Source organism: Acinetobacter harbinensis, assembly GCF_000816495.1.
GTDB classification, from domain to species: Bacteria; Pseudomonadota; Gammaproteobacteria; order Pseudomonadales; family Moraxellaceae; genus Acinetobacter; species Acinetobacter harbinensis.
Genome location: NZ_JXBK01000001.1, coordinates 1,874,257 through 1,893,946 on the forward strand (window position 1 = coordinate 1,874,257; position 19,690 = coordinate 1,893,946).

At 41.0% G+C, this 19,690-nt stretch carries 24 protein-coding genes; 1 reads left to right on the top strand and 23 read right to left on the bottom strand.

Annotation, left to right across the window (positions count from 1 at the left end; all coding sequences use genetic code 11):
* On the bottom strand, positions 1 to 982 hold a 982-nt coding region (zapE, locus tag SE27_RS08745; protein WP_455549982.1), incomplete at its 3' end, for a cell division protein ZapE.
* A gap of 636 nt (positions 983 to 1,618) precedes the next feature.
* On the opposite strand from zapE, the gene SE27_RS08750 reads away from it, so the two are divergent.
* Complete coding sequence (locus SE27_RS08750; protein ID WP_039622651.1) at positions 1,619 to 2,527, top strand: lysine exporter LysO family protein; 909 nt, start codon at positions 1,619 to 1,621, stop codon at positions 2,525 to 2,527.
* Between the two features lie 112 nt (positions 2,528 to 2,639).
* Here SE27_RS08750 and pyrF read toward each other — a convergent pair whose 3' ends face one another.
* The 22 genes from pyrF to SE27_RS08860 all read right to left on the bottom strand — a co-directional run bounded on the left by pyrF (position 2,640) and on the right by SE27_RS08860 (position 19,684).
* On the bottom strand, positions 2,640 to 3,320 hold the full coding sequence (pyrF, locus tag SE27_RS08755) for an orotidine-5'-phosphate decarboxylase (protein ID WP_039622653.1): 681 nt from the start codon (positions 3,318 to 3,320) through the stop codon (positions 2,640 to 2,642).
* Positions 3,321 to 3,355: 35 nt separating this feature from the next.
* Complete coding sequence (locus SE27_RS08760; RefSeq protein WP_039622655.1) at positions 3,356 to 3,715, bottom strand: lipopolysaccharide assembly protein LapA domain-containing protein; 360 nt, start codon at positions 3,713 to 3,715, stop codon at positions 3,356 to 3,358.
* Positions 3,716 to 3,740: 25 nt separating this feature from the next.
* Positions 3,741 to 4,043: an integration host factor subunit beta gene (locus SE27_RS08765; protein WP_039622657.1), complete on the bottom strand. Its 303-nt coding sequence runs from the start codon at positions 4,041 to 4,043 to the stop codon at positions 3,741 to 3,743.
* A gap of 160 nt (positions 4,044 to 4,203) precedes the next feature.
* Positions 4,204 to 5,889, bottom strand: a complete 1,686-nt coding sequence (gene rpsA, locus SE27_RS08770) for a 30S ribosomal protein S1 (protein ID WP_039622658.1) — start codon at positions 5,887 to 5,889, stop codon at positions 4,204 to 4,206.
* Positions 5,890 to 5,996: 107 nt separating this feature from the next.
* Positions 5,997 to 6,680 (bottom strand): (d)CMP kinase, encoded by a 684-nt coding sequence (gene cmk, locus SE27_RS08775; RefSeq protein ID WP_039622660.1) that lies wholly within the window; start codon positions 6,678 to 6,680, stop codon positions 5,997 to 5,999.
* Positions 6,681 to 6,697: 17 nt separating this feature from the next.
* Positions 6,698 to 7,129, bottom strand: coding sequence for an SRPBCC family protein (locus SE27_RS08780; RefSeq protein ID WP_039622662.1), 432 nt, complete (start codon positions 7,127 to 7,129; stop codon positions 6,698 to 6,700).
* Positions 7,130 to 7,188: 59 nt separating this feature from the next.
* Positions 7,189 to 7,698 carry a tRNA adenosine(34) deaminase TadA gene (tadA, locus tag SE27_RS08785; RefSeq protein ID WP_039623902.1) on the bottom strand — a complete coding sequence of 170 codons (510 nt, stop codon included), beginning with the start codon at positions 7,696 to 7,698 and terminating at the stop codon, positions 7,189 to 7,191.
* A gap of 14 nt (positions 7,699 to 7,712) precedes the next feature.
* A complete protein-coding gene (locus SE27_RS08790) occupies positions 7,713 to 8,837 on the bottom strand; it encodes an enoyl-CoA hydratase/isomerase family protein (protein ID WP_039622664.1) in 1,125 nt (374 codons plus the stop codon).
* Positions 8,834 to 9,547, bottom strand: a complete 714-nt coding sequence (gene ung / locus SE27_RS08795) for a uracil-DNA glycosylase (protein WP_039622666.1) — start codon at positions 9,545 to 9,547, stop codon at positions 8,834 to 8,836. Before ung ends, SE27_RS08790 begins: the two co-directional genes overlap by 4 nt.
* Before the next feature lie 45 nt (positions 9,548 to 9,592).
* Positions 9,593 to 10,189, bottom strand: coding sequence for a 6-pyruvoyl trahydropterin synthase family protein (locus SE27_RS08800; protein ID WP_039622669.1), 597 nt, complete (start codon positions 10,187 to 10,189; stop codon positions 9,593 to 9,595).
* Positions 10,190 to 10,347: 158 nt separating this feature from the next.
* Positions 10,348 to 11,295 (bottom strand): type II secretion system minor pseudopilin GspK, encoded by a 948-nt coding sequence (gene gspK, locus SE27_RS08805; protein WP_039623904.1) that lies wholly within the window; start codon positions 11,293 to 11,295, stop codon positions 10,348 to 10,350.
* 16 nt (positions 11,296 to 11,311) lie between these two features.
* Positions 11,312 to 11,980, bottom strand: a complete 669-nt coding sequence (locus SE27_RS08810; protein ID WP_052251721.1) for a type II secretion system protein GspJ — start codon at positions 11,978 to 11,980, stop codon at positions 11,312 to 11,314.
* Positions 11,977 to 12,357 (bottom strand): type II secretion system minor pseudopilin GspI, encoded by a 381-nt coding sequence (gene gspI / locus SE27_RS08815; protein ID WP_039622671.1) that lies wholly within the window; start codon positions 12,355 to 12,357, stop codon positions 11,977 to 11,979. Before gspI ends, SE27_RS08810 begins: the two co-directional genes overlap by 4 nt.
* Positions 12,347 to 12,907: a prepilin-type N-terminal cleavage/methylation domain-containing protein gene (locus tag SE27_RS08820; protein WP_039622673.1), complete on the bottom strand. Its 561-nt coding sequence runs from the start codon at positions 12,905 to 12,907 to the stop codon at positions 12,347 to 12,349. Before SE27_RS08820 ends, gspI begins: the two co-directional genes overlap by 11 nt.
* A 9-nt stretch (positions 12,908 to 12,916) precedes the next feature.
* The gene (locus SE27_RS08825; protein WP_039622675.1) at positions 12,917 to 13,531 is read right to left on the bottom strand and encodes a TetR/AcrR family transcriptional regulator; all 615 of its coding nucleotides are present in this window, start codon (positions 13,529 to 13,531) and stop codon (positions 12,917 to 12,919) included.
* Between the two features lie 45 nt (positions 13,532 to 13,576).
* The gene (locus SE27_RS08830) at positions 13,577 to 14,350 is read right to left on the bottom strand and encodes a TatD family hydrolase (RefSeq protein WP_039622677.1); all 774 of its coding nucleotides are present in this window, start codon (positions 14,348 to 14,350) and stop codon (positions 13,577 to 13,579) included.
* Between the two features lie 27 nt (positions 14,351 to 14,377).
* Entirely contained in the window at positions 14,378 to 14,719 is a 342-nt protein-coding gene (locus tag SE27_RS08835) for a PilZ domain-containing protein (protein ID WP_039623908.1), read from the bottom strand.
* Between the two features lie 15 nt (positions 14,720 to 14,734).
* Positions 14,735 to 15,724: a DNA polymerase III subunit delta' gene (locus SE27_RS08840; RefSeq protein WP_039622679.1), complete on the bottom strand. Its 990-nt coding sequence runs from the start codon at positions 15,722 to 15,724 to the stop codon at positions 14,735 to 14,737.
* A gap of 28 nt (positions 15,725 to 15,752) precedes the next feature.
* Positions 15,753 to 16,514, bottom strand: coding sequence for a 3-deoxy-manno-octulosonate cytidylyltransferase (gene kdsB, locus SE27_RS08845; protein WP_039622680.1), 762 nt, complete (start codon positions 16,512 to 16,514; stop codon positions 15,753 to 15,755).
* Positions 16,515 to 16,526: 12 nt separating this feature from the next.
* Complete coding sequence (gene lpxK, locus SE27_RS08850; protein WP_039622682.1) at positions 16,527 to 17,531, bottom strand: tetraacyldisaccharide 4'-kinase; 1,005 nt, start codon at positions 17,529 to 17,531, stop codon at positions 16,527 to 16,529.
* A 3-nt stretch (positions 17,532 to 17,534) separates the two neighbouring features.
* On the bottom strand, positions 17,535 to 19,262 hold the full coding sequence (gene msbA, locus SE27_RS08855; protein ID WP_039622684.1) for a lipid A export permease/ATP-binding protein MsbA: 1,728 nt from the start codon (positions 19,260 to 19,262) through the stop codon (positions 17,535 to 17,537).
* On the bottom strand, positions 19,259 to 19,684 hold the full coding sequence (locus SE27_RS08860; RefSeq protein WP_039622686.1) for an ExbD/TolR family protein: 426 nt from the start codon (positions 19,682 to 19,684) through the stop codon (positions 19,259 to 19,261). Before SE27_RS08860 ends, msbA begins: the two co-directional genes overlap by 4 nt.
* Positions 19,685 to 19,690 lie beyond the last annotated feature (6 nt).

Sequence of the window (19,690 nt, forward strand, 5' to 3'; positions counted from 1 at the left end):
CGCCGCGGTCATAGAACTCATCCACAAGATAAACAAAACGTCGCGTTCCTTCAGACAAATAATCGGTCAAATGCGGTACATTACTGACCAATACAGTATTGTAAATATTAGAGATTTCAATAAAATCTGCTGGACTACGTGGCTTCATACACAATTCAGAAAATTCACACCATAAAATATCTTCAGTATGTCCCATGGTTTCAACAATACGATTATTAATAATAATTGGTTCTTGAGAAATACTTTGTGTTTGCGTCAAGGCGGTAAAACGCTGCGCCATCCAATTTTTATGTTCATGGGTCAGCGGATTTTTAAACAATTGCGCTTGCTTAAGCACACGTAAACGATAGTCTACACCCGCATCGACGTTTAAGATTACACAGTTCTTTTTTACCAGTTCAATGGTCGGTAGAAAACGGTCGCGATGAATACCATTTTTATATAGCCCATCTGGTGCAATATTGGATGTGGCAATTAAGGTCACACCACGATTAAATAATTTTTGGAATAATTCACTTAAAATCATTGCATCGGTTACGCTTGATACGAAAAACTCATCAAAACAAATCACCACTGCTTGTTGATAGATTTGATCAGCAACCAACTCCAGCGGATCACGCTGTCCTGACAATTTATTCAGTTCACGATGTACATGCTGCATAAAATGATGAAAATGCATCCGCATCTTACGACGAAAAGGAATAGACTCAAAAAATTGATCCATTAACCACGTCTTACCTCGTCCGACTCCGCCCCACATATACACACCTCGTGGTGAGGTTTGACGACGAAAACGACGAAAGGCTTTTTTCGATGCTTTAAAACGCTGAATCAGTTCTTGCCAAACGCGATCTAACTCGTGAACAGCTTGTGCTTGTGCATCATCGGGCATAAATTGCCCAGATGATATCGCTTGCGCATAACGTTCTACTGGAGACAAAGGCGTAAAAGCGGTGCTGTGTTTAGAATTTAAATCTGACATATCATTGAGTACTATTTTTAGGCTATTGAAAGTATAGCGAAGATTGAAATGAAATCTATAACACTTTGGCATTAATCGACTTAGGCTATTCAATAGGTAATCTAATTTTTCGAGCTTATAAGCCATCAAAATTAGACTCGTCATATTCTTAGCTTAAAAAGTATGCCCTATTTGCTCAAGATAGATGATAATAATCTACGCTAAAGGTATGCATGACATTTCTAGTCGTGTATTAACATTGAATCAACTCTCATTTTTCCTCACTGTGCAGAGTGTTTAACTTCAATACCTTAGATCAAGTATAGATTTTTTGCACAGTTCGCAATAAAGATGTGGTTATCTTTTTTACTCTAAAATGTCATGGTTGAAAATTGCTAAATCTATCAATTTTTAGAGCGTTTTAAATAGTGCAATCTTTTATAATCTAACTGCTTAGCTGAAGCAATCTCTACCCATATACAATATAAATCACAAAAATATAACTCTAAAGTTGGTTCAGCTTTGTCTCGTTCAATCGAAACGCATAGAATCTAACCAATACCACTTTAATAACGGCAGAAATTCTTACTTCGCTGTGCAAGATAAATCTTTAATCGTCATAATAGCCAGCTCTGCTTTTACCTATTGATCATTGATATGCAATCATTCTGGCTGATTACTCAACTTTTGATTTGCTTATTTTTGGGTTTTGTTGTTTCAGGCAAACTCCCGCACGGGTTGGAAGAATTTGCTTTTAAAATTCTGCCCTATTTTACTTATGTATTGCTGCTGGCAATTGCGATTGAGTTCTCGCAAACTCTGCAACAGATTGATCACCCTTGGCAAATTTTATCTAATGCCTTGATTCTTGCACTCGCCACATCAGTGGGTGCATTCGTCTGCTGCTATGGGTTATTTAAAAGTTTAGGTTATCAACCTACTCAAGGTAAAGTTTCTGCCGCACTGCTGATTAAATCATTACTCAATATTAGCTATGCTTTTATCGCTTTACTAGCAGGATATGCACTGGCCGAACTCTTTCATTATTTTGAATACAATATAGCACTCAGTACATGGAATTTACTGCTGGTTTTCATGTTCTTGATTGGTTTAGATTTAGCTTATTCGCCCATCGATAAAACATGGTTTAATTGGAAAATCATGCTGGTGCCGATGGGCTGTATATTAGGTTCAATTTTAGGCGCACTTTTTAGCGCACTCATCATTCAAGATATCAGTCTAAAAGATCTGATTATGCTGTCACAAGGTTATGGTTTTTATTCCATGACTGGCATTGTGGTCACCGAACTTAAAAATGCGCAACTGGGTAGTATCGCGCTGATGAATGATCTTTTTAGAGAGATTATTGCCATTTTGTTGATGTACGCTATTGGTTGGCGTTATCCACGGTCAGCCATTTCTTCAGCTGCAGCGACTGCTATGGATGTCACCTTACCGATGGTTAAACAAGCCTGCGGTAATGATTATATTCCGCATGCCATGGTCAGTGGACTGATTCTATCTATTCTTGCCCCGATTGCAGTCAGTATTTTGGCGGCTTTATAAAATAGTGAACACTACATTTAGATATCCAACATAACTAGAAGTATCAAATCTATAAACCATATCAATAAAAAAGCTGACATTAGGTCAGCTTTTTTTATTCATATATCTGATTTTAAAGTGTTGCAGCAATATCACGTAAAGTTTGATGTGGATTGCTAGATTGGGTAATAGGACGCCCAATCACCAAATGCGTAGAGCCATCTAACATTGCCTGTTGCGGAGTCACAATACGTTTTTGATCATCCGCATTTGAACCTGCAGGACGAATACCCGGTGTAACCAAAGCAAAATCCGGTCCCAATGTTTCACGTAACATTTTTGCTTCTTGAGCAGAACACACCACGCCATCCAAGCCACTTTCTTGGGTAAGCTTAGCCAGACGCTTAACCTGCTCAAACGGTTCAATATCCAAACCAATATCTTTTAAATCTTCACGGCTCATCGAGGTCAAGACAGTTACAGCAATCAGTTGGGTTGGATAATTTCCTTGGCGCAAACGTTCGGCACAAGTTTGCATCATTTTACGGCCGCCTGACGCGTGAACATTCACCATCCAGACCCCTAAATCGGCTGCCGCACAAACTGCTTGTGCTGTAGTGTTTGGAATGTCATGAAATTTTAAATCCAAGAACACCTCAAAACCTTTGCCGTGTAATGCCTTAACTACACTCGGACCTTCATGGGTAAATAACTCTTTACCAACTTTTACTCGACATAATGCAGGATCTAACTGTTCCGCAAGAGTTAACGCGTCATACTGGCTTTTAGCATCTAATGCAACAATGATACTCAAGAGACTTACCTTCGGTCAGACAAAAAGAAAGCCCATTATAATGGGCTTTTATTTTCGGGGGTAATATCTAATACAGTTTTTTCATGCCGAGTGTGCGCGGCAGCTTCAGCAGCAGCCAATTGGGCCGTCTGAATTTGTTCTTTGCGAAGATGCTCGATATCTTTACGTAGTCGTTTAATTTCCCAGTTATTCTGAAATACACGGAAAACTTGTACACCGATTAATAACCCTAACACTACACCTAAAACCAACGTTAATAATAATAGTAAGCCTAAACGCATAGCAGGTACTTGGGTAAATAATAGATCTACTGTTAATTCAGTACCATTTTGCAAAACCAAAGCTAATGAGTAGCCAAACAATACTATTAACAAAATAACCAATACGTAACGCATAAACACCCCTGTCTGGAATTTTTTATTACTGTGCTGACTCGTTCACTGCGTCACGTAAAGCCTTACCAGGTTTAAAGTGTGGTACTGCTTTTGCAGCCACTTCTACCGATTTACCTGTCTTCGGGTTACGCCCTACACGTGGATCACGGTGATGCAATGCAAAACTGCCAAAACCACGAATTTCGATACGATCATCCGATGACAATGCCGCTATCATTTGATCAATCATAATCTTCACAGCCTCTTCAACTAGAGGTTCTGCTAGGTGTGGGTTTTTAAGGGAAATTCGCTCTATTAAGTCAGACTTATTCAGCGCTTCAGTAGTCATCTGCGACCTCTTTAATTATCAAGCTACTTTGTAGATAAACCGATAATAACCTGTTTAAATACAAAACGGTAGCGCAATAAGTTAATACTACGCTACCGTTTACAGTATTTGTGTAAAAAGTATTAGTTAATTTACATTAACAATACATTTTAACGCTTACTTAGTTGTTCATTTGAGCTTTGATCAAATCACCAATAGTCTTAGGACCATTGTCTTGTTGACCAGCAGCAGGAGCTGCAGTTTTCAAGCTAGCAACTGCTTCTTTTTCTTCAGCTTCGTCTTTAGCTTTGATCGACAAGTTGATAGCGCGAGATTTGCGATCAACGTTGATGATTTTAGCTTCAACTTCTTGACCAACTTCAAGGAACTTAGTTGCATCTTCAACGCGATCGCGATTGATTTCAGATGCTTTAAGTGTCGCTTCAACTTCGTCAGCTAACTTAATTGTTGCGCCTTTAGCATCAACAGCAGTTACAGTACCTTTAACTAGCGCACCGCGTTCGTTTGTTGCCAAGAAATCATTGAACGGATCGTTGTTCATTTGTTTGATACCAAGGCTGATACGGTTGCCTTCAGCATCTACAGACAAGATAACCGCTTCAACAGTGTCACCTTTCTTGTAACGACGGATAGCTTCTTCGCCTTGTTCGTTCCAAGAAATATCAGATAGATGAACTAGACCGTCAATACCGCCTGGTAAACCAATGAAGATACCGAAATCAGTGATTGATTTGATGGTACCAGACACTTTTTCGCCTTTGTCATGGTCTTTAGCAAACTCTTCCCACGGGTTAGCGCGAGTTTGTTTGATACCCAAAGAAATACGACGACGTTCTTCATCAACTTCAAGAACCATAACATCAACTTCGTCACCAATCTGAACAACTTTAGATGGGTGGATGTTTTTGTTAGTGTGATCCATTTCTGAAACGTGTACTAAACCTTCAACGCCTTCAGCAATTTCAGCAAAACAACCGTAATCAGTTAGGTTAGTTACGCGCGCTTTAACGATTGAACCTTTAGGATAACGGTTCATGATCGCTAACCATGGATCTTCGCCTAATTGTTTAAGGCCTAAAGATACGCGGTTACGTTCACGGTCAAATTTAAGTACTTTAACAGTAACTTCTTGACCCACTTCAACAACTTCTGAAGGATGCTTGATGCGTTTCCAAGCCATATCAGTGATGTGAAGAAGACCGTCAATACCGCCAAGGTCAACGAATGCGCCATAGTCAGTAAGATTTTTAATTGTACCAGTAACTGTTTGGCCTTCTTCAAGCTGAGCAAGAAGCGCTTCACGGTCAGCTGAAGATTCAGCTTCCATTACAGCACGACGAGATACAACAACGTTGTTACGTTTAGCATCAAGTTTGATGACTTTGAATTCTAACTCTTTACCTTCAAGGTGAGTTGTATCACGGATAGGACGCGTATCTACCAAAGAACCTGGTAAGAATGCACGTACTGGACCGATGTCTACAGTGAAACCGCCTTTAACTTTACCAGAAATAATACCAGTAACGATTTCGCCGTCTTCAAAGATTTTTTCAAGTTTAGTCCAAGTTTCAGCACGTTTTGCTTTTTCACGTGATAAAACAGTTTGACCCATACCGTTGTCAAGAGCTTCAACAACAACGTCAACAGTATCGCCAACTTGAACTTCAAGTTCACGTTGATCGTTTAAGAATTCAGCGCGGTCAACAATACCTTCTGATTTAAGGCCAGTGTCAACTGTTACCCAATCAGAATCGATATTAACTACAACGCCTTGGATGACAGCACCCTTTTCAACGTTAAAATTTAATACGCTTTCTTCAAAGAGGGCTGCAAAAGATTCGGTCATGATATACCTGATAGTGTCAGCGGTCTTGGATCAGACAAGGCCGGTTTAATAAAGCCTCCACATAGTCCGTAATAAACTGATCTAGCTATGCTTTGGCTGAAAATTCTTTAAATAGCTAATTGCTTTGCGACAAAGTTTGTCATCAACTTAAATACTTCATCAATACCCAATTCTGAGCTATCAATGATATAAGCATCGGTTGCTGGCTTGAGTGGAGCAACTGTACGCTCCATATCTCGTTTGTCTCGTGCTTGTATATTAGCTAAAATGTTCCCTATTTTAACATCTAGCCCCATACCCTGCAACTGCTTTACACGTCGATGGGCTCTAGATTCTGCCGATGCAGTCAGGTAAATTTTAACTTGCGCCTCAGGAAAGATTGCTGTAGCCATATCACGCCCATCTGCAACCAAGCCTGGCGCTTGTGCAAAAGCACGTTGACGATCCAACAAAGCCGCTCTAAGCTCAGGAATTGCAGCAACTTTTGAAGCAAATTCACCTATGCGTTCTGTACGAATTGTTTGGCTAACATCTTCACCTTCAAGTAATACTTGCGTACCAGTTGCAGTGGTCAAAAACTTTATATCTAAATGTGTCGCAATGTGAATACATTGCTCAAGCGCTGAATCTAAACAATCTAGTAAGCCTTGTTGATGTAATGACAGCCCCAATAGACGGTATAAAGCGCCAGAGTCGAGCAAATGAAATTGATAATGGCCGGCAAGTTTAGCTGCAAGTGTGCCTTTTCCAGAACCACTTGGACCATCAATAGTAATAATTTGAACTGTCATTAATTTTCCATTTGATGCTATACGGTTTTCGCTAATTTAGAAAAACCGAGTTTAATCGCCGATTTAAGCTGTGTCAGAATGAGTTTGCTCACAAACGGTGCGCGCGCTTGCAATTCAATGCTGTAAGTTACTAAAGTTTTCTGCGCACTTAAAGCCTCAAATTCAATAATTCCCAAATGATGCTTAATTAAAGGGTTTTTAATGATTTTATATTCAATACGCTGATTAGGTTGAAATAAGGTAATTTGTTCCTGTAGTGGCTTAATTGGCCCGAAACCTAGACGACGTATTGAACCCAAACCATCTGGATATTGAGAATCAGTCGAGTCTTGAGTGCGTTCTACTTGAATTGGAGCAAAGGCCACATTATAAGTGGCATGTTTGGATAGCAGATTAAAGACTTGGTCAATCGGTGCATTAAATTCTTTTTTGACTTGAATGGAGTTCATCACTTGTCCTCAATTATAATCAATCATTATGATTGTTATCAGATTTTATCTATTTACTGTTAGATGTTTTGCTTATTTAATACGCTTTCTTGTAAGCGTTGTTTTTTCTTTTGTTCACGTCGATGCTTAAAAAAATCACTTAATTGCTCAGAACATTGCTCACTTAAACAACCAGCTTTAATATCAAATTGATGATTATAATAACCTGTCTCAAAAAGTTTACGCGCACTGACTAACGATCCCGACTTAGGTTCTGTTGCACCAAACACCACCTTTGATACACGTGCATGAATTAAAGCCCCCACACACATGGTACACGGCTCTAAAGTTACATATAAAACCGCATCTTCTGGCAATCGATAGTTATTAAGATGCATACAGGCTTGACGCAGCGCTTGAACTTCAGCATGTGCAGTCGGATCGCTTAAACAAATTGGTGCATTATAGCCTGCACCAATAATTTGATTTTGACTGACAATAACAGCCCCAACTGGAATTTCCTGTTTTGAAGCCGCAATAGCAGCTTGCTCGTAAGCAAACTGCATCCAATACTCATCTGTCGGAGCCATCACATCTAACACAATTAACTGATGATAGCGTAGTGTTTTAACAGCGCATTCCAGCTTTCATTTTGAGTCACTGGCGGACAATCTGAAAAAATTGCTTTAAGCGAGAAATCGGCACCTTTTTTCCACTCTGGCGCTAAATCTTTATCCACTAAGCGCGCACGTACACCCTCTACAAAATCCGGATGACGAATTTTCCAATCAGAAATTTGTGTTTCTAGCTCAAAAATTTCATGCCACGAATGAATCTGCTTACCCCATTGCCACAACAACCATGTTAATGCTGCGGTGGTTGGTGAACCTTTTTGCAAATTTTCGCTGGCTTGACGCAACCAATCACTACGTGCATCTTTTAAACCAATGATCGCGTCATAATCATGTTCAAAATTCACACCACGACAAACACTCTGAATCACATCGAGTGAATTTTGCAAAGGACCCGGCCCCACTGGGCGATGCAGACCATTTAAGGTGTCATCAATGGCACGAAAATCTCCAGCAGGATAATGCGCCCAGTCGATATTAATCACTTTTTGTAGCACGTTATCGCGCTGCATATCACAAATATGCGTGGCCCATCCAATGCTATAAGCCCCTGCCGAGGTCATAATTGAACCAGTTAATCCGGTAAATAGGCCAATCGCGCCACGATCTGCTAAGAAACGTGTTGCGCCCACATCTGGATATAAACCAATATTAATCTCTGGCATTGCTAAACGAGAATAAGGGGTTACCAAGCGAAATGGCGCGGCCATAAATAAACCGAGTCCACCGCCCATCACATAACCTTCACCCCACACCAATATAGGTTTGGCATAGTTATGTAACAATAAATCTAATGCATATTCTTGTTCAAAAAATTTGTTTGCGGTGGCCACTTCATCATTAATCACCAGTTGACGCAACTTACGCACATCACCGCCCGCACAAAAAGCTTTTGGTGTGGTTGAATCCAACCAAATCGCTTTCACAGCATCATCGTACTGAAAATCTTGGAACACTTTTAACAGTGCGGTGACAATGGATTCATCCAATGCATGTAGCGATTTTGGCCGATTCAAACGAACCACGCGCCAGCCATTTTGGGCTTGCTCTACAATAAGATCGGGATGATAATTTTTAAGTTCAGAAGAGTGTGTCATGCGTCCAGCTGCCAATTTATCGGCTCAATGCCATTTTGTTTCAGATAATGATTTGCTTTAGAAAATACTTTGCAACCAAAAAAACCACCGCGATTGGCTGCCAATGGCGAAGGATGTGCGGCTTTTAATATAAGATGTTTATTGGGATCAATACGCTGGCCTTTACGCTGCGCATATGCACCCCAAAGAATAAACACAATATGCTCGCACTGCTCATTTAATACATCAATGATTTGATCGGTAAAATCTTCCCAACCACGTTTTTGATGTGACGTCGGTTGTCCCGCCTCAACCGTTAAAACAGCGTTGAGCAACAATACACCTTGTTTTGCCCATTCGGTTAAATCACCATTTTTAGTCACAGGAATGGCTAAATCAGTATTTAACTCATGAAAAATATTACGTAAAGATGGCGGTAATGGCAGGCCTTTTTGTACGGAAAAACTTAAACCATGTGCCTGATTTGGACCATGATACGGATCTTGTCCTAAAATCACCACTTTCACTTGGTTTAAGGGCGTCGTGTTCAGCGCATTAAAAATAAGGGAGCTAGGCGGATAGATCAGTTTGTCTGCATTCTTTTCAGACAGCAAGAACTGCTTTAATTCATCCATTTTGGGGCTGAGCAGAAACTCACTTAACGCCCCTTTCCAACTCGCATCTAACTGAATTTTATCTAGTTGAGCTTGCTGTTGTTCCGTTACAGACATACTTGCTTCCTAATCCTTTGATAAACATACCAAGATCAATGATTTTTAAATTTTTACTTGCAAATCAACCGTTGGGTTTTGGAATTTGATCCCTTGTTTTAATTTTTCATACATCGCCGAATCTGTCCATTCTGCTTGGACTTGCTCAGAAAATATGATTTGCTCAAGGCTTAATTCACCCATTTGCAGATTATCAATGTCTTCTATAAAGCTTTGCGCATAACCAGTATCGGTTTCATGCACAATGACCGAGTAGACTTCAACATCGCCTTCACCATTTTCTGTGATGGTTGCAGCAAGCACTTGTTGCGCCAAATAGAAGAAAATCCGTGAAAATTGTTCTGCAGAGGGCGAAACTGGTAAGGCCACCCAACGTGCACTAAATTTTTTGCAGGCATCAATATATTCAGCATCGTCATGCTGCCAAAAGCAAATAGCATGATCAAAGCTATCAAAAATATCTTTAATGACGCCTTTTAACAATCCAAAATCGTACACCATTTGACCATGATCAAGCTTCGAAGCTTTAAGCAATAATTCAACTTTATAACTATGACCATGAATCGAGCGCTTACAGCGATCCGATGTACAATTTCGCACAATATGAGCATTTTCAAACTTAAATAACTTACGAATTAACATGTGCCGTGATGGTATCAAAATTTATGAGTTGATTTTGATTATAAAGCAAAACTGAAAAGCCTGCGTACTAATTTTACTGCGCAAAAGAATTGCCAAAATAGCCACCATAAAAACAACACAAATCAATGAAAAATCGGCCAGCGTATTGCTTTATCTCATTAAAATGGTGCCATGCTGCGATAGGCCACATAGACCGTTTTATCTTTACGCACCAGATCACTGCTAAATTGACGTTTACGCTCACTTAACAACACCTCAATTCGCGCTTTAAAATAACTGGATTGTACACCCAGTAAATTATTCACTTCGCTCCGAATAGCGCTATCCACTTTAGAAAAAGGTGCGATCTCCCACAGTTGATTAATGCTGCTAAAGTGCTCTAACTTGGCTTGGCGTTGCTGTAGGGCTTGCTGAACAGCCTGCACATCCAACTGAGGATCTAAACTGGCCAATAACATGGCAGATGCGGTATTGATATTCACTTTACTGTCTAAATTGGGTGCAGCAGTTACATACTCAGCAATTTGTTGATATTTCTGCCCCTCAAAACCACGAACCAATTTCAGCTGTTCAACATTATGGAATTTACTGTTGGCCGGTAAATAACCATTGGGTAATCCTTGATAGTAACTTTCCTCTGCGCCCATTGCCCCGACAGTTTCGTTATCGGCATCTTGCCAATCAATCACTGCCTCACTCAGTTGTGCTGGCAGATCGACACGGAGCAATAATTTTTCAAACCATGCTTTTGCTTGCGCGTTCGGTATGCCTTGCTCGTTCACCAAAGTATTTAAATTGAATTTACCCGATTCATCTTGCAAGCTTCCCGATATAAAGCCATCTTCTACCGGAAAAGCCGGCATCGGTTTGGCCCAATTTTCCTGCAAATGATCGACTTCAGCAGCATTTTCGGCATCATCGACCAATAATTCTGAGAAAAAAGCTTCTGCACTTTTGGCATATAACAGTGATTGATTTTGACGAATTAAATAAGCGGTATTCTCAGCAGTAGCGGCCTGACGCTTGGCAATTGTTGCCGCCAGAATAGTCGCCAATGCCACCATCACCAAAATAGTGATAAGAGCAATTCCCTGCTGCTGCTTGATGCTCAATTTTTCGACCTTATTGTGGTATGGGTGGAGTGTTATTATTTAAATTAGCATTTTGTGGCTTTAAATAGTCCGTATTTAACAAACTAAAAATCCACACATAGGCCACATCTTTTACCGTTAATTTAATTTTAATGCCTTTGGGGAGTTGTTGTTTTTGCACCAGATCATTTAAGTCTACTTGTGCTTCCGGCCAAGCGCTGCTTTCATTGGGATTTAACACCAAAATTTCAAACTGATCGACATCGCTTAATAACACACTGGACTGCGGTTGATCGCGTCCGCTGCTGTTTAAATTGGCATATTTTAGACGATAAAGTTTTTTCTCATCGGCGCGATATTGATATTCAACACGTTCATCGGGTGAAATTCCTTGTTGTAACGGATCAGTGACACCCGTTTTGCTAAAGTTAAATCGTCCGTTTTGTAACACCAAAGCCGGTTGAATATCATTTTTAATATTGGCGGTTAACGGCACCGCTTGAATGGTATCGCGCAAAATCTGTTGATAGCTTTCTTGCAGTTGACCTAATCTTAATTCATGCTCTGTATTACGCTGTTTAACTTTAATCAGATAATCAAAAACTTGCCAACCCAAGGCAGACAATACGCTAAAGATGGCAATAGCCACCAATAATTCAACCAGCGTAAATGCTTTTTTATGCTTTAGTCCCAAGCTCATGAGGCGTTAACTTTCGAGTTAAAAAATACCAAATGAGTAATTCCAGCAGCTACCTTTCCACTGTCCGCATCAAATAAACTCACTTGTAGCTCAATACGTTGCACTTTTGGACTGATGGTGGATTGTGCCACTTTATCAATTTGCCACGTCTCACCTTGTTCGGTCACTTGTTTCGACTGTGTGCCTTGCAACCACTCTTGATTAATTTCCATAATCGCGACTTCATTTAAAGCCACAAATTGTGCTTTGGTGCGCACAATGGCATTTGAGGTGGCTTGTGTATATTGCATGGCCACTTTGGTTAAGGCAATTGCAGCAGTTGCAAAAATAGCCAGCGCCACCATAACCTCGAGTAAGGTAAATCCTTTAGCTTTCATTGATTTTACCTAAATGATCAAGCTCAATTTCTTCACCAATCGGACGCTGCTCAAAATAAAATTGAATCCGTACAGGTTTCGCTTCACCATTGCCAAACCACAGCAATTTAGGCGCATCGCCTTGCAACAAATCATTATTTTTGGCATTTTCATATTGCTGATCAACAGACTGTACGCTAAAGGACACCTGTTCAGGCAAAGTCCGCGGTTTAAACTCACTATATTGTTGCCATTTTTTATTTTCAATCAGCATAGCACCAGAGGGGCTTTGCGCAGCAGCGGCTAAATACTCAAGCACCGCATACTGAAACGGCGCGACATCCGTGGCATTTTGTAGTTGTAAGGCCAAGATGCGTGCTTGATCATTGGCTTCACGGTTAATTTGATGTAAATCCAAAATAAACACTTCACGCGCTTGCATGGCTTTACGCTGATCAATGCCGTTGATATTGGTTATAATCAACGAGGTCATAATGGCCATAATCACAATCACCACCATTAATTCAATTAAGGTAAAACCACGAATTAATGCGGATCCTGTGTATTTCATGGCAGACCTTTAAACACACTGTTCCATAAAACCAATTTTTTTCGGCATGGCCAATGCCTGATCAATATAAGCCACGCGCAAGGTATCACGCGAACCCAAATAACGTTGATAAAAGCTAGAGTTCAAAATTGCCGCTGCACCATGGGTTAAAGCCCAAATAGAGGCCAAATAATCGCGCACCGACATGCTACTTTGAATATTTTCCAAATAGCTTTCAGTCATACGAAAAATAATGCGTAAGCGTTGTTTCCTGACCTGATAAAGCTCACTAAACAACAGATGAATACCGACACCTGTGGTAGAGAGACGCTCTTCAATTTGATGAAATAGCACGGTACGCTCAGGATGATGCAAATGATGCAACATGAAAAATGCCAAATGTTCTGGAAAGGCTTTTTCTTCATCTTTGATCATTTCAAACAACATATGCTCATTACGAATAATAAGCAGCATGTAAAGCTCATCTTTACTTTGGAAATGTTTGTATAGCGTGCCTTTGGCAAGATCGAGTTCTGCTGCTAACGCATCAAGCGTCATCCCTGATTCGCCATTTTCTAACAGTAGTTGCTCTGCAACTTGAAAAATTAACGCTTCTCTTGCTCGAAACTGAGCCTGACGATCCATCTTCACTCTGTAATTCTCTTATGCGTTGGTATCAATTCAAAAGCTTTACTTTAAATTAAGGAGATTTTCAAAATTTTGCATGGTAATGAAAGCAATTTCCTCAACTGACTTATCATATACATCACTTAAGGCTTTGGCTACATAAGGAACATATTTCGGTTCATTCGATTTGCCCCGATACGGCATTGGCGCCAAGTAAGGACTATCGGTTTCGATCAACACGCGATCCAACGGAATTTGTTTGGCCACATCACGTAAATCTTGAGCATTTTTAAACGAGATAATACCGGAAAATGAAACGTAGTAACCACAATCCAACACCGCTTTAGCGGTTTCCCAGTCTTCGGTAAAACAATGCAAAATACCATGGCTCGACTGTTCAGCACGAATAATGTCCACGGTATCATGTTTTGCAGAACGGGTATGCACCACCACCGGTTTTTTCACCGCTTTTGATGCCTGAATATGACGCGCAAAACACTGTTTCTGTTCGGCTATAAAATCTGTGCTGTGAAAATAATCCAAACCTGTTTCACCCAACGCCCAGACTTTTTCAGCTTGCGCCAACGCAATAAGACGTTCTGTGGTGGCACGCGCCATCACCGCAGGATCTTCACAGGGATGAACACCCACACTATAGCCAACATCGCTATGTCGTGCTGCAATTTCAGCCAGTGCAATATGATCATCTAAATTGACAGAGATGCTCATGAATTTGGAGACACCGGCGTCACGTGCCTGTTGGAGTGCCACATCTAAATCACCTGCATAAGGTGTTAAGTCGAGCATGGTTAAATGGCAGTGCGTATCTACAAACACGGGAACATCCTAAACAGATTAAAACAATTACATAGTGTAACTACTTCGCCCTTCAGACTTAAGACCCGCCAACACTTTTTCTACTTCTGATTTGTAATAAACGCCCTTTTCACCCGAAAGCTGCATTCCAAAACCCTGTAACTTAATGCCATTTTGCTTTTGTGAAATCCAAATCACTTTACCGGTTAAAGGAATTTTTTGGGATTGTTCCGGCAACGTCGCCAAAACAAAGACTTCTTCGCCTAACTTAACCGCTTGTTTGGTTGGAACAAATAATCCACCCCCAATCACATACGGCATATAGCTGGCATATAAAGTGGCTTTGTCTGGAATATTGGCTTGAATAATACCGCCCATACGTGGTTGCATCATTTTCTATTCCCTTTAATTTTCAATATTCATAAGTTTGATACACAATTGATCCAGTACCAGATTGCTTTGCACATTCTGTCCGATAAATTGTTTGGCTTGCTGCAGATCAGAATAAATTGCGAATAAGCTGTCTAAAGAATAACATTCGGCTAGCCGCGTAAAATCCAGATCTGGATTTTTTACCTGTTGATTAAGCTTGACACAAATTAAATCGCACAACAAGTATTCAAACATCTGCACAAAATCACTAAAACTCAGTGCTTTATTCCACTTGGTCGCAATTGCCATTGGCATATTTTTTTCGCTGACCAGTTTTTGCCAATCTTTTAAAAATTCTGATCGCTTGCTTAACCATTCCGCTTCAGCCAATTGTATCGCCTGTAAGGGCATTTGATTGGATAAGTTAAGCAGTAAGGTCTTTTCTACCGTATCAGAACTGGGTAAATAGTGGCTGAGATAATCTAAGGCCTGTGTATCTGAAATCCGGTCTAAGGCAAAATACTGTAAACGACTGCGCACAGTGGCCGGAAGTTTTAAATAATGATCGGCCAATAAAATAATCAGTACACGCTCGCCCGGCTCTTCCAAGGTTTTTAACAAGGCGTTGGCCGAAGCATGATTCAGTGCCTCGGCGGGTTCAATCACAATCACACGCCAGCCATCGCCGGTTTGCTGCACAAAGGGCAATAAATCCCGAATCTTTTCGATCTTAATTTTGGCGTTGGCTTTTTTATTGTCTTCATCCGTGGTGATATGCACATAATTGGGATGCGTATCCGACTTTAACCATAAACAGCTGCTACATTCACCGCACGGCGCATGCTTTAACTCACGGTTTAAGCACAGCACCCACGTTAGAAAATATTGCGCAAAAGCTTCTTTACCGCAGCCTTTTTTACCATAAAAAAGTAAACCATGGCCAATCTTGGGAAAGCGCCCTGTTAAGGTTTGCCACACGCTTTGCTGCCATGGATAGATTTGTGCAGCGCCATTATCTTGCATCAATTACTGCCCATTCCGATTGTAATGCTTACTCAAAGTAAGCAATATCCATTTGATTAAGACGATCTAAATCTGCTTGAGTATCGACACCGGGTGGCAAATTAACTTCTGCAACAGCAATGGCAATACCATGACCATTTTCAAGCACACGTAACTGCTCGAGACTCTCTAGTTTTTCAAGCACGCCCATATCCCACGTTACATATTCTTGTAACAAATTGACGCGATACGCATATAACCCCAAGTGACGATAGGCATGTTGCTGTGAAGGTTGTAATTGCTGCTGTGCTGCGTCTCGGTCAAAAGGAATGCTGGCACGACTAAAATATAAGGCTTGATTGTATTTAGACATCACCACTTTAACAATGCTGTCACGCTGAAACTCATCAACGCTATGAATAGGCTCACACAAGGTCGACATGGATGATTCAGGTTTTGCTGCTAACAACTCTGCAACCTGCTGTATCAGCTGTGCAGGAAGCAGTGGCTCATCGCCTTGCACATTGACAATAATATCGTCACTGGCCCAACCTTTAATTCGAGCAACTTCACTTAAACGATCCGTCCCTGAAGGATGGTTCGGATTAGTCAGCACCACATCAACACCTTCTGCCTGACATACAGCTGCAATACGTTCATCGTCGGTGGCTACACACAAGTCATCAAAACCCACGACTTTTTTGGCCTGATCCACGACACGTAAAATCATGGGGCGACCATGAATCTTTAATAATGGCTTGCCCGGCAAACGTGAACTGGCAAAACGTGCAGGAATAACGATGTGTTTCATAAATGATAAACCTTAAGAGATATCAATACCGAATTGCTGTAATTGTTGATGCAACACTGTATAGCATTGAGGTGAAAGTACCGACTCAACCGGAACCACCCAAATTTCTCGGTTAAAATCTGGGTTTTGCTTTAATAAGGGCAAAATCTTAACAGCATCTTTTTCGGTGGTAATAATGGGATGATGATCGTCAAATTGCAGGTCTTCAATCTCATAATCATGATGATCTGGAAACTCATGGCATTGAAACTCATCAACACCAATCGATTCTAAGGTTTTATAAAAACGCTGCGGGAAACCAATTCCCACCACCGCATAAAAACTATCATTATAGTTAAACGATTGCGCCGATACTGCATTGAGTAAATAAGGAGCTGCAGCTTGTAGATGCATATGCAAATTAGAGTGAGGATGCGTGGCGTGTTCAATAACGGTGCCTGTAGCCAGTCGACTTACCGGCTCACGCAAATAACCTTCGGGTAAGAGCTTTTGATTGCCTAAACCACGATTTCGATCCAGCACAATCCATTCAATTTGACGCGCCAAAGCCCAATGTTGCAAGCCATCATCGCTAATAATCAAATCTAAACTGTGGCTGGCTAACAAAAGCTCAATACTGCGCTGTCGATTTGAACCAACCACCATGGGTACGCCCGTGGATTGGACAATTAAGCACGGCTCATCACCCACCACGTCAGGGACGGCGTCTAAGTCGACATAAGCCGGAAAAGGGCCTTTGCCGCCATAGCCCCGACTAATCACGCCGACTCGGATATTATGACTGTGTAAATAATTGACCAACTCAATCAGTAACGGGGTTTTACCACTGCCGCCTACCGTAATATTGCCAATCACCATGACTGGAACAGGCGCTTGATAAGTCGACTTCAAGCCCATTTGATAGAGCTTTTTATTCAATAAAAAGCCAGCGCGATAAAGCCAACTGAAAGGTCGCAGCACAATTAACCACTTGGCTTGTGTATTCCAAGCGTTTTGTATCAACTGTGCAATCGACATCAATCAATTTTCCTCAAAATTACGCTGATGTAACTGATAATACGCGCCATGCTGCGCAATCAATTGCGCATGTGTGCCTTGCTCAACAATAGTGCCTTTATCCATCACCACAATACGGTCAGCATTTTCAATGGTCGATAAACGGTGTGCGATCACAATCGTGGTTCGATTTTGCATGGCGGCATCAAATGCTTGTTGAATAAAATATTCCGACTCATTGTCCAGTGCACTGGTGGCCTCATCCAAAATAAGGATGGGCGCATTTTTTAAAATAGCCCGTGCAATGGCAATACGTTGGCGTTGCCCACCAGATAGATTTAAACCTTGTGCACCTAAAGGCGTGTCATAGCCTTGTGGTAACGCCATAATAAATTCGTGCGCATAAGCGGCTTTTGCAGCAGCTATAATGTCAGCTTCGGGCGCACCTTCTAATTGGCCATAGGCGATATTTTCACGCACAGTGCGGTTAAACAGCACCACTTGTTGATTTACCATCGCCACTTGAGTGCGCAAGGTATTAATTTCTAAATCTTGAATGTCATGCTGATCTAAATAGATATGCCCTGAAGTGGCATCCTGAAAACGCACCAACAGATTCACCAACGAGGTTTTACCTGCACCGGAACGCCCCACCAAAGCCACTGTTTCACCGGCTTTCACATGCAAATTAAAATCGCGGATCGCCTGCTGCCCATCAGGGTAAATTAAATTCACATTTTGAAATTGAATATTGCCTTGTAGTGCAACGGTTAAAGCACCTGTATTTTTTTCTTCTGGTAAATCAAGCAACTCAAAAACTGAATGCGCTGCAGCCATGCCGCGTTGTAATTTTTCATTGACGTCGGTCAAGGCTTTAATGGGTTTGCTCAGCATGCCGGCAGCGGTAATATAAGCCACAAACTCACCGGCATTGGTGTCACGTAAAATCTCTGGTCGCAGCGCAATCCAAATAATAATCCCCATGGCAATCGACATAATAAATTGCACAATTGGACTATTGAGCTGCTGCACCACCACCATTTTTAAACCGCGTTTTAAATTCTCGAGTGAATTTTCACGAAAGCGTGCGTGTTCGTAAGTTTGTCCACCAAAACCTTTCACGATCAAATTTCCATTGACCGTTTCTTGTACCACGTGATTAACATCACCCATGGTATCTTGCACTTGCAAAGACAGCTTACGCATGCGCTTGGAAGCTTGACGAACCAAAAGACCCATCAGCGGAGCAAAAATCAAAATCACCAGCGTCAGACGCCAGTTGTTATATAACAAATAACCAAACAATCCGAGGGTAATTAAACCTTGCTGCACAATGGTCTTGAGTGATTCAGATGACGCGGCGGTCAACTGCTCCACGTTATACATAATTTTAGCGGTAATATGACCGCTAGTATTGTCTAAATAATATTGCGACGGCAATCGTAGCAATTTCGCAAAGACTTCTTGGCGAATATTAAACACCAAATTACGTGAAATCACTGCGGTGTAATAGCCCCCGATAAAAGAGCCAACACCGCGGAAAAACATCAGTAAAACCACCAAAAAAGGAAATATAGAAGTAAAGCCTTGATCTCTATGCTGAATCGCATTAATGATTTTCTCTAATAGCTTTGCAATTGATACTTCTGTTGCCGCACTCATTGTAAAACCAATAAAAACCAATATTGCTATGCCCCAAAAAGGTTTTAAATACCCTAAAAGACGCAGATAGACTTTAAGATCTCGCTTCACTCATAACCTCTAGATGGAACTTTGGTACTAATATTAATATTAACAAATCCTAATTGACCCGCAACATCCATCACCCGAATCACATCTTGATGGGTGGCTTTGGCATCTGCGGCAATCACAAACATTAAATCACGGCGATCATTAGAAATCTGTTTAATTGCCGTATTTAAATCCGATATTTCTTTACTGGCAATAGATTGACCATTAATCGCGTAATGCCCTGACGCATCCACCACCACTTCAAGCTTATGCTCGTATTGCTTTGGCGGCACGCCTTGCGCATCGGGTAAGGTCAAATTCATCCGACTAAACTGATTAAAAGTGGTCGATAACAATAAAAAAACCAAGATAAACAACAGGCAGTCAATCATTGGGGTAAGGTTAATATGAATATCTTCAACTTGTGTGCGTTTGAATTTCATTTTCAG